7 protein-coding genes are annotated in these 11,917 nt (G+C 28.5%); all 7 read right to left on the bottom strand.

The genetic code is table 11. The features are described 5' to 3' along the window. Window positions 1–43: 43 nt before the first annotated feature. Window positions 44–376: a hypothetical protein gene (locus ACRDBA_RS05665; RefSeq protein ID WP_438571954.1), complete on the bottom strand. Its 333-nt coding sequence runs from the start codon at window positions 374–376 to the stop codon at window positions 44–46. An 18-nt stretch (window positions 377–394) separates the two neighbouring features. After that, window positions 395–4,141 carry a helicase-exonuclease AddAB subunit AddA gene (gene addA, locus ACRDBA_RS05660; RefSeq protein ID WP_438571953.1) on the bottom strand — a complete coding sequence of 1,249 codons (3,747 nt, stop codon included), beginning with the start codon at window positions 4,139–4,141 and terminating at the stop codon, window positions 395–397. Beyond that, window positions 4,141–7,578, bottom strand: coding sequence for a helicase-exonuclease AddAB subunit AddB (addB, locus tag ACRDBA_RS05655; protein WP_438571952.1), 3,438 nt, complete (start codon window positions 7,576–7,578; stop codon window positions 4,141–4,143). Before addB ends, addA begins: the two co-directional genes overlap by 1 nt. A gap of 39 nt (window positions 7,579–7,617) precedes the next feature. Then, window positions 7,618–8,139 carry a GNAT family N-acetyltransferase gene (locus tag ACRDBA_RS05650; protein WP_438571951.1) on the bottom strand — a complete coding sequence of 174 codons (522 nt, stop codon included), beginning with the start codon at window positions 8,137–8,139 and terminating at the stop codon, window positions 7,618–7,620. Window positions 8,140–8,314: 175 nt separating this feature from the next. Beyond that, a complete protein-coding gene (locus tag ACRDBA_RS05645; protein WP_438571950.1) occupies window positions 8,315–9,103 on the bottom strand; it encodes an endonuclease/exonuclease/phosphatase family protein in 789 nt (262 codons plus the stop codon). Window positions 9,104–9,106: 3 nt separating this feature from the next. Continuing rightward, window positions 9,107–10,753, bottom strand: a complete 1,647-nt coding sequence (locus ACRDBA_RS05640) for a PTS transporter subunit IIBC (protein WP_438571949.1) — start codon at window positions 10,751–10,753, stop codon at window positions 9,107–9,109. A 22-nt stretch (window positions 10,754–10,775) separates the two neighbouring features. Further along, the coding region (locus tag ACRDBA_RS05635; RefSeq protein WP_438571948.1) for an alpha-amylase family glycosyl hydrolase at window positions 10,776–11,917 on the bottom strand (1,142 nt) is incomplete at its 5' end.

Genomic DNA, 11,917 nt, shown 5'->3' with positions numbered 1-11,917 from the left:
AACAATAAAAATCCAGATTAAAAATTAATCTGGATTTTCTCCCTTAAGGTAATATTAAATATGATAAAGTAACTAAAGTAGCTTCCCAATGATATAAAGATTTATTTTTATCTTTCTTACGGCTATATAAAGTAAATCCTAATGCTACTTGAATTATTAAATATATTGCCCATACATACTTGCCTACATCAGGTTCTTGAATACTTCCCTTAGCAAATATTAAAATAAGCATTCCTGCTGCAACTAAAACTTCAAATACTAATAAAGCTATTGCTAAATTATCTTTTAAAGTATTTTTGCTTTTTACAGTAACCTCTTGCTTTACTTTTGGAGTAGAATTGTAATTTCTCTTCTTTTGCTTTTTCTTTTTTGCCATCTTTTACACTCCCCATGCTTAATCAACCTTAATTTCTTTATCTAAATAAAATAAATATAGATAACTTTCCTTAACCTTCTTATTTGTTATTTTTTCTATTGCATCTTTATAATACTTTATTTGAGCTCTATACCTATCTATAATCTTTTCTTCGTTTCCTTGTTCTACATAATCAGTTTTATAATCTAGTAATACTATACCATCTGATTCTTCAAAAAAGCAATCTATTATACCTTGTAATCTTATATTCTCATCTAAATAAATATTTTCATCTAAGGTTTTATCTAATTCCAAGCTACTAACCTCTGTAAAAAACGGCAATTCCTTTTGAACTAAATTCCCATTTTTATATGCATTTAATAATCTTTGACCTAATTCGCTTTTAAAGAATAACTTAATTTTCATTAATTTAACTGAGCTTGCTTCTTCTTCAGTAAGCATTTCGTTTTTTTGCATTTTATCTATTTGTTCTTTTATTTCTGATATATGTGATACCTTATTAAAGTCTATCTTTTGCATAACATAATGCATTATAGTTCCTTTTTCTGCTGATGATAAACCTTTTTTATCTTGTAAAAACTTTGGCTTTATGATTTCCTTATCTCCAAATATCTTAACAGTTCTAACATCATCATCTTCACTTTCATATGCAGCTCTTTTTAAATCTGATACAGATATATTACTTGGTAAGCTTCCTGCCTCTTTATACTTATATTTATAAGCCAATCTTCTCTCAATTTCTTTATCCACAGTTTGAATTTCAGAAGTTATAAACAATTTTTTTTCTTCATTTTTATCCACAGCTTCATTTTTTTTATCCACTGTTAATAAGTTTTTAGTCCAAAATTGAACATTCCATGTGGAAAAGTCATTAGTTATTAAATCATTTGATGCTCCTACATATTCTCTTAATGCTTCTCCATCCCTATGTTTACACATAGCCATACCAATCCAATCTAAATAACTTTTTCCCTTTAAAACTTCTGATGGTAGTATTATTTCTGAATCTAATGCTGCCGCTGATGCCCAGCTAGATATTGTTTTTTCTAAATTTCTTGTTGCTCCAGTTATTATTAATTTTTCCTTTGCTCTTGTAAATGCAACATAAAGTATTCTCATTTCTTCTGATAATGTTTCTAATCTTATTCTCTTTTTTATAGCTTCCTTAGGTAAGGTTGTATATGAATTTCTCTTTTCTAAATCTACATATTCTGGTCCAAAGCCTAAATCATCATGATATAAAATTGAGTTGTTTAAATCCATAAGATTAAACTGTTTTCCTGCTCCTGATGTAAATACAACTGGGAACTCAAGTCCTTTACTTTTATGAATACTCATTATTCTAACTACATCTTCATTTTCACCTAAAATCTTTGCACTTCCCATATCTCCAGAAGATTTTCTTAGCTTATTAATGAAGTTAATAAAATTAAATAATCCCTTAAAGCTTGTTTGTTCATATTGCTTTGCCCTTTGGAATAATATCTTTAAATTTGCCTGTCTAAGCTTTCCATTAGGCATAGCTCCAACATATCCATAATAAGCCGTTTCCATATATATTCCCCATATAAATTCATCTATAGGCATATATAATGATTTCTTTCTCCACGCCTTAATATTATCAATTATATTTACACACTTTTCCTTTAAATCTTCTTGAACTTCATATTCATTATTAGCTACATCTTCAATTATTTCATAGAAGTATTTCTCTTTATTTAATAGCCTTATATCTGCAAGATCATTTGCAGAAAATCCAACTATAGGTGATCTTAAAACTGATATCATAGGTACATCCTGCATTGGATTATCTATAATCTTTAAAAGAGACATTATTGTTCTTATTTCTATAGATTCAAAATATCCTGAACCTGTATCTGCATATACTGGTATTCCTGCATAACCTAATTCATCTAAGAATATTTCTGACCAATTTTTAGTTGCTCTTAAAAGAATTACAATATCCTTATATCTTAAAGGCCTATATTCACCAGTTCCCTTATCTATTACCTTAAATATCTTTCCATCAGTAGGATTTAATAATTGATTAATTCTATTAGCAACTATTCTTGCCTCAAGTGTAATAGAATCTAATTCTTCTTCTTCTTCTTCCTCACTAGCTTCAAATTCTTCTTCAAAGCTATTGCTCTTACTTCCATCCTTTTCTAATATGTGAAGTTCTATAGGACCTGCTGTTATAGTAGCCTCATCATCATTTATCTTGTAACTAGCTCCTAAATTTAAAGCTTCTTCATCTGTATATTCTAATTCCCCAACTGTTTCAGACATTACCTTTTTAAAGATATAATTAACACCTTCAATTACCTCTTTTCTACTTCTAAAGTTTTTATATAATTGAATTTTTCTATCCTTGCCACCCTTTGTCATAGGATATCTATTATATTTATCTAAAAATAATTCTGGTTTTGCCTGCCTAAATCTATATATACTTTGCTTTACATCTCCAACCATAAAAACATTAGGATTATCAAGACTCTTCCTTGAGACTAAATCTATTATTGTTTCTTGAACATTGTTAGAATCTTGATATTCATCTACTAATACTTCATCAAAATACTCTCTAAATTCCTTTGCAACACTTGATGGATGAATATTTCCTTCTTCATCAACCTCTATTAATATCTTTAAACAAAGATGTTCTAAATCATTAAAATCTAATAGATTTCTTTCTTTTTTCTTTTCTGCAAATCTTCTTGAAAATTCTAATGCTACAGTACTTAACATTTTCATATATGGATAAACACGTCTTATAGCATCTAGTGATTCCTCTGGTGATGTTGAAAAACTATCTTCTATTAGCTTATTTATTTTCTTTTTTACTGAATCTCTTATATTTTTTACTGTTTTTTGAGCCTCTTCATCTGATACAGTATTTTTCTTTACTGCCTTTAGCTTTCCAAAACTTACACTAGATAAACTTCTAAATATTTCTTCTAATCCAAATTCTAGTGAATTATATACATTTTCTAAAGAATTTATATCATCTAAAAATACATCTAAATAAGGTTCTAATCCATCAGTTTCCTTTATTATTTCCACTGACTTCTTTAACATTTTTAAATATCCCGTAACTTCTACATATATGTTTTCCTTTAAAATCTTTACCCACTCAGTATTATTTAACTGTTCTAAGCTATTAATATTAAATTCTTCTGCCTTATCCATTAACCATTTTTCTGGCCAAGGTCCACTCATAGAAAATCTATATAAATCTAAAACTATATTTTTTAACTTTTCATCATCTCTTGATCCACTATATGCTTCCACTAATCTCTTAAATTCTATATTATCATCTTCATAATATTGCTCAAATATTTCATTTACTATTTCTAGTTTTAATAAAGTATTTTCAGTTTCATCTGCAATTCTAAAGCTAGGATCTAAATCAATTGTATGGAAATAGTTTTTTATTACATCCAAGCAAAATGAATGCATAGTAGTAATGTTAGATCTACTTAATAATGTTAATTGCCTTTGCAGCGTTCTAGAATTTGGATTTTTTTCTAATGCCTTTGATATTGCTGCTGCTATTCTTTCTCTCATTTCTGCTGCTGCAGCTGATGTAAATGTAACTACTAATAATCTATCTATATCTACAGGGTGAGTTTCATTTGTTATTATTCTTATTATTCTTTCTACTAATACAGCTGTCTTTCCTGATCCCGCTGCAGCTGCTACTAATAAGTTACATTCTCTTGTTATTATTGATTGAAGCTGTTCATCTGTCCACTTAGTTTCTGCCACTATTCTTCTCCCCCCTTATTTTCAACTCTGTTTTCTATTGACTTCCAAAGCTCATCATTATCCTTCTTTAATATAACCTTATATTTATTATCTTGTATCCCAGTATCAAACTGACATATTGATGAATAATCACAATATACACAATAAGTAGATTGTTTAGATTTACAAGGTTCTATCTTTATGCTACCACTTAACATTTCCTCACATATATCTACCATCTTCTTATTTACATACTCTCTTAATAAATTAAATTGATGTTCTGTTACTACAGAGCTTTTACTATCAAAATCTCCATCCTTTTTAAATTTTGCAGGTATTACTAAAGAATAAGTCTCCATACTCTTATCCATTGCTTTTACAAGCTTTGCATCCTTTAATAATAATCCATTCATTTTTAACTTTTTCAATACTTCCTCTTCTATCTTTTCCTCTGTAAGTTCCTTTTTAGAAGATATAATAGGATCATCTATTCTAAAGTATAAAATTGCTCCCGGAATAGCTTGCTTATCTAATAAGTATTTTGAGTTTTTTATTAATGCATCTAAATAAACTAATAGCTGAATTTGTAACCCATAATAAAGCTCATTTAAATCAAACTTTTTAGAACCTGATTTATAATCTACTATTCTTAAATATGTGTCTCCATCCATTTCTAATTTATCTATTCTATCAACTCTACCAACTAAATAGACAGTATCATTTGATGGTAAATCTATTTTTATAGGCTCTCCACTTTCAAAGCTTCCAAATGAAAACTCATTTTTAAATACTTCAAATTCTCCTCTTTTCATTTGCTCTGCAATAACCATAACTGATTTAGTTATAGTTCTTTTAAATCTATCTGCAAAATACATATATCTCTTATTGCTATTTAATATTGAATTAGAATCTTGAGCTAACTTATTATTTACTAATTCACCAACTATAACTTTACATTTATCTCTATCTAATTCTGACCAAGGAATTTTTTCATCCTTAACCTTATTAGTAAAATCATCTAAAACCTCATGCATAAATGATCCTAAATCTGGTGCTGTAAATTCATATACCTTTCTATCCTTTGCCTTTAATCCATATTGAACATAATATCCAAATGGACATTGAGCATATTTTTCTATTCTAGATACACTAAACATTAGCTTTCCATTATCACTAGCATATAGCTTCCTTATCTTTTCCCTAGGCATTTTTTCAGCTATATTTGAATAAGTAAGCCCTCTAAACATATTTTTAGATTTAATCTTAAATTCATCCTGCTGCTCAAACCATTTAAAAGCTTGAGCCCAGTAATCCTCTACTTCTTCTTTTTCAAACTCTAATCTTAATGCTGATATAAGCTCATTAAAAGTTGGAATTGGTGCCGTTATCTTATTAAATCTATCTCTTTGACTTTCTTTATTATATAAATCACTTTCCTCTTCTACATTAGGAAGTATCTTTTTTAATCTTGGTATAACTATAGATGGTCTTAATGATTTTCCTTCAAAATCTGCCATAGGATAAGTTACCATTAAATAATCTGATGCTATTGTTAATGCTGTATAAACCATAAATTGTTCTTCAAAGGCTCTACTTTTTGTATCAGAAGCTAATTCTAGCCCCATATCCCTAAGCATTAATCTTTCTCTATCTGATATTATACCTTCTTCCTTATTAGCTGATGGTAATACTCCATCATTAACTCCTACTATATATAAAGCTCTAACATCTCTTCCTTTTATTCTAGCTATATCACCAATATTAACTTGGTCTAAAGACATTGGTATAACGCCAATTTCCTGTTCTTCAAAACCTGATACTAATATTTTAGTGAAGGTCTTAATATCTACTACTTCCTCACCTAATACCTGTACAGCCTGATCTAATATATCCATTACTATAGTTGGAACTTGAGTATATTCCTTTATCTTATCTTGTAATCCTTCTTTATCAAATTCCTCTAACCATTCTTCCATGGTTTCAAATACATTTAGCTCTATTAAAAACTCATAAAGTGCTGTGCTTAAGTCTACTATCTTTTTATTTCCCTTTATATCGTTATGTAACTTAATTAAAGGTGCTCTCACCTCTTCCATTACTTCAGATATCATAATTTCCTCTGGTGTGATTTCTGTTGAGTCTTTAACGTCTAAGTCTCCAGTCCACTTATAACCCTTTATTCCATTGGCCAAAACATAGTTTTCTAATCTATCTATATAATCTAAATTTATTTTTATCAAACCACTTTTTAAATATTTAAATACACTTTCATAAGACCAATTGCTAGTTAATATCTCCAATGCTGATATTATAAGTATAACTAATGGATTACTTAATACCTCTCTCTTTTTATCTATAAAATATGGAACCTTAAATTCATTAAATATTACTGATGTTATCTTTTCATAGTTATCTACATTTCTACAGACAATTGCTATATCCCTAAATCTATAATCCTTATCTCTAACTAGCTTAAGTATATCCTTTGCTATTGTCTCTATTTCATCATAACTATTATTAGCTCTATATATTCTTACATCTTTATTTTCACCCTTATACTCTTTAAATGGATAAGTAAAGAAATGATTCTCTATATGTTTAAGCTCTTTACTATTATTAAACCTATATGAAGTCCCCTTATTTAAATTTATAGGCTCCATATATCCAATATTATTTTCCTGCATCATTCTTAGTAATCTATTTTCAGTATTTTTAATAGCATCAAAAATATCTGTTTGATCACTACTAGCTCCATCACTTAAGCTATCACAACATAAAGTTATATTTATTATTTTAGAACTTTTAGCTAGATTCTTTATTACTTCCATTTGCTGTGGAGTAAATGTAGTAAATTCATCTATCCAAATTTCAGCATCATTATAAAGCTCACACTCTTTAAGCTTTTCTGCTAATAGGCTTAATTCATCCTCTGAATCAATGTAGCTTTTATGCAATATCTCATTAAATTCATTAAATAATATCTCTAAGTCACTTACTTTCTTCCTTAATTCTTCATCACTTATATTTTCAGCTTTTTCTTTTAGTATTTCCGGGGAAATGTTATACTTTTTAAATTCAGTTATTGTTTTAGAAACTATTCCAGCAAAACCTTGCTGCTTTGCCATTCTATTAAAGTATTCTAGTTCTTCACCCTTATCTTTTAATAGCTTATAAATAAGCATATTTTTTCCTGAATCCTTCATTCTAACATTAGTTCTGCCACCACATTCATCAAAAACCCTATGCGCCATTCTTTTAAAGCTTAAAACATCTGCTCTTAATAGAGCCTTTTCTCCAACAACCTCTAAAAGATTCTTTTCTGTTTGAAATGTGTATTGCTCTGGAACTAATAATATTAATTTATTTGATTTATCATTATCTACTTTCTTTTTTATTTGGTCTAAGCAAAATCTACTTTTTCCACTACCTGCTCTACCAAAAATAAATCTTATTCCCATACTCACACTCCTCTTCTTATTACATTCTAATTATTACCTTTATTTAAATTTAAATTCTGATTTTAGTACTCCCATAACTACTGTATCTAAATATTTTCCATCTAAATAATACTTACTTCTTCTAATTCCTTCTGTCTTAAATCCACATTCTTTATAACAGGTTATAGCTCTTTGATTTTCCTTAACTACTTCTAATTCTATTTTGTGGGCACGCTTCTTACTAAATAAATAATTACCTATTAATTTAATAGCTTCCCTACCATATCTTTTTCCCCAATATTCTTTTCCTATTGTAATTCCAATCGAAAATACACCTATTGTATAACTATTTTCTTTATAATGTATATATCCAACTACATCACTTTCATTATTTACTATAGCTAATACCTTTTTATTTACACTATTAAGCGCAATAAATTTCTCCATTACATATCTTTTGCTTGGAATAGCAGCTTGTCCACCATTAAATTTTAAAACATCCTTATCTATACACATATCATATAAAATATCTATATCTGCTTTAACTAATGTTCTTAAATATATCTTTTTTCCATGTATCATATTATCCCTTCTTTAATTGTAATGTGTTAATTATAATATAATCCTATTTGTATATAATTACTAATATATAATCCTTTTATTGGCCTTGATTCTACTTATCAATATATAGATTTCTCTGTTTTTCTAGATATTTTATACTTTAATAAAAAAATAAAAGCTAGTTTTAAACTAGCTTTTACTCTATAATTACCTCTACCCCATAATGATCTGATACAACTTCTTTATTCTTACCATTAAAAATAACCTTTGATGATTTAACTTCAATATTTTTATTAGCTAACACTAAATCTAATCTCTTAGAATTAGCATCTTCCGACCAGCCATCAATACTTCCCCTTACAGTTATCCCATCATCCTTAAATTTAGCTTTATTATAAGTATCTATTAATCCCTTACTTAATAAATAATCATAACCTTCATTTTTAACATTAGCGTTATTATTAAAATCCCCCATTAAAAAAGTTGTTTTATTAAAATCTATATTTTTTAATAACGTATCTACTTGATATTTAAAAGGCTCTTCTTCATCATGCCACCACCCTAAATGGCAGCTAATAAAATCATACTCCTTACAATCTATTTCTATAGTTGTCTTTACTACTTTTCTACTTTTCCAAAACTTAAAATCTTCACTTTTTGAAACATAAAATGACTCTTTATCTTTTATTTTATGCTTAGTTAAAATTGCTATTCCCTCTTCATATATATCATATCCAATATGAGAATAATCCCAGATATAATTATAATCATGTGAATTTAATAATCTTAATTCTTCAATAAGTACAAGTCCAAAATTATGCTTCTTAATATTTTTTCCTACTCTATCTGAATCTAATTTTTGACTTACCTCTTGAAATGCTATAACATCATAATCATTTTCAGCTATAGTTTTAGCTAAGTGTTTTATCTTATATATTTGATTTTCTTCTATCCATGAATGACAATTTAATGTTAGTAATTTCATTAACTAAACTCCTAAAATATCTTGTATATTAGATTTTAATACATCTGCCTTAGGTCCATATATAGCTTGAACCCCACTATCCTTTCTTATAAGTCCTAAAGCTCCATTTTTCTTCCACTCTTTTTCATCTGCTACTAGTTGAATATCCTTTACTGTAACTCTTAATCTAGTCATACATGCATCTATATCTTCTATATTTTCTTTTTCACCTAATAATTTAATTATATTTATAGCTTGTAAATCATTTGATGTTGTTGTTTCTTGAACATCTGAAGCCTCATCTTCAATATAATTTCCTCTTCTTCCTGGTGTTCCTATATTAAACTTTTTAATTAAGAAGCTAAATACTGTGTAGTTTAAGCCAAAGAACACTCCTAATGTTATTACAAGGTTAACTAAGTCCCTAACTAGTCCTGCATTAACCATCATTGGTATTCTAGTTAATAATTCAATCCCCCCAAAAGCATGTACTCTTAGATTTATTATATCTGCTAATGCAAATCCTATACCTGTTATTAATGCATATGCTACATATAATATTGGTGATACAAACATAAACATAAATTCAATTGGCTCTGTAACTCCTGTTAAAAGAACTGCTATTGCTGCTGAGAAGAATATTGTTTTGTATTTCTTCTTTTTATCTTCCTCAACGTTTTTATACATAGCTAATGCAATCCCCATTAGTGATGCTGTTGATAATATAACTTGCCCAACTTTAAATCTTGCTGGTACAACTGAATTTAATAAATTGTTATATTCAGCCATATTACCTGAACCTTTAAAATTTATTAAATCCGTAATCCAAGCTAACCATAATGGATCTTGCCCTGCAACTAAAGTTCCTGCTGCTGATCCTGTTGCTATTTGATATATTCCACCTAACTCTGTGTAATTTACAGGTACTGTTAACATATGATGTAAACCAAAAGGTAATAATAAACGTTCTAATGCTCCATAAACAAATGGTGCTAATACTGGTGCTGTATCTCTTGATTCAGCAAGCCATATTCCAAATGCATTTAATGCACCTTGAATTGCTGGCCATACAAATGATAATACTATTGCTGTAACTACTGATCCAATAATAACTACAAATGGTACAAATCTTTTTCCATTAAAGAAATCTAAAGCCTTTGGTAACTTGTTATAATTGTAATATTTATTATATAATGCTGCTCCTAAAAAACCTGCTATTATACCAACAAAAACTCCCATGTTTAAAGCTGGTGCTCCTAAAATGCTAGTAAAATAATCTGGTACTACTAATGATTTTCCTAATAATGAATTTACAGTTGCTGTGCTATCTGCTAGCATTGCTGAATTAACTCCAAATATTGCTCCTGTAACACGATTAATTAATACAAATGATAGTAAACCTGCAAATGCTCCCCCAGCTCTTTCCTTTGCCCATGATCCACCTATTGCAACCGCAAATAGAATGTGTAAGTTTCCTATAATTGCCCAACCTATGTCTTCCATTACTCTTCCTATAGTATCAAGTAATGCCATATCAAATGACATTCCTATTAGCTTTCCTACCGATACCATTAACCCAGCTGCTGGCATAACAGCAATAACAACTAATAATGCTTTTCCAAACTTTTGCCAAAAATCAAAGGATAATAAACTACTTTTTTTCTTTCCCATCTCAATTACTTCCCTTCACTATTTAATAAATTTTATATAATCTAGCTTCATATGGCTTTAATAATATTTTAGTTGTTTTTCTATGTTCCTTTACATCATAATTACTTATTAAAAGTCCATCATAATTTAAAGTTTCTTCTTCATATTTATATATAACTTCCTTTTTTGATAAGTTTGTAATCACTATAAATTTCTCATTTTCTAAAATTCTCTTATATGCATAAATTTGCTCATTATCTTTTAATATAAGCTCATACTTACCATATACTAAAGGTAAATTATCTTTTCTAATTCTTATCATTTTCTTATAAAAATTAAGTATTGATTTTTCATCATTAATTTGACTTTCAACATTAATTTTTTCATAATTAGGATTTAACTTTATCCATGGTTTAGCCTTTGTAAACCCAGCATTTTCTGAATTATCCCATTGCATTGGAGTACGTGCATTATCTCTAGATATAGCCCAGACATATTTCATTGCTTCCTCTTCTTGCATTCCTTCTGCCATCTTTTCTTTATAGATATTAATTCCCTTAACATCGTTATAATCATTTATAGAATCAAACTTTACATTAGTCATACCTATTTCTTGCCCCTGGTAAATGAAAGGTGTTCCTTCTTGCATAAAATACATTAATCCAAAAGCAGTTGAACTTTCTCTCCAATACTCATTATCATTTCCCCAAGTTGATACCGCTCTAGGTATATCATGATTTTCTATAAATAGTGCATTCCATCCTATTCCATGAAGGTCATCTTGCCATCTAGTTAAAACTTCTTTGCATTCTTTAACATCAAACTCTTTATCATTTTCAAAATCCCATAAGTCTAAATGCTCAAATTGAAATACCATATTAAACTTACCTTCATCTTCTCCAACCCATAAATTAGCTTCTTCTGCCTTTACACCATTAGCTTCTCCAACAGTCATAATGTCATATTTAGAAAATGTATTTTCCTTTAGCTCACCTAAAAAATCATGTATTCCTGGCATATTCATATGTTTATCAAAAGAAGATACATAATCTAAATTATTAGGATTAGGCATATCCGTTAATCCATCTTCCTTTTTTATATGGCTTATGGCATCTACCCTAAATCCATCAACACCTTTATCAAGCCACCAATTTATCATTTTATAAACTTCTTTTCTTACATCTT

The organism is Clostridium sp., assembly GCF_051654825.1.
Classification (GTDB): Bacteria; Bacillota; Clostridia; order Clostridiales; family Clostridiaceae; genus Clostridium.
Note: the sequence above shows the minus strand (reverse complement) of the source record. Positions and strands in the feature narration are given on the sequence as shown.

What these genes read in the sequence shown, in the direction of transcription:
- ACRDBA_RS05665 (WP_438571954.1), bottom strand. Translation starts at nt 376, where the DNA reads ATGGCAAAAAAGAAAAAGCAAAAGAAGAGAAATTACAATTCTACTCCA.
- addB (WP_438571952.1), bottom strand. Translation starts at nt 7,578, where the DNA reads ATGGGAATAAGATTTATTTTTGGTAGAGCAGGTAGTGGAAAAAGTAGA.
- ACRDBA_RS05650 (WP_438571951.1), bottom strand. Translation starts at nt 8,139, where the DNA reads ATGATACATGGAAAAAAGATATATTTAAGAACATTAGTTAAAGCAGAT.
- ACRDBA_RS05645 (WP_438571950.1), bottom strand. Translation starts at nt 9,103, where the DNA reads ATGAAATTACTAACATTAAATTGTCATTCATGGATAGAAGAAAATCAA.
- ACRDBA_RS05640 (WP_438571949.1), bottom strand. Translation starts at nt 10,753, where the DNA reads ATGGGAAAGAAAAAAAGTAGTTTATTATCCTTTGATTTTTGGCAAAAG.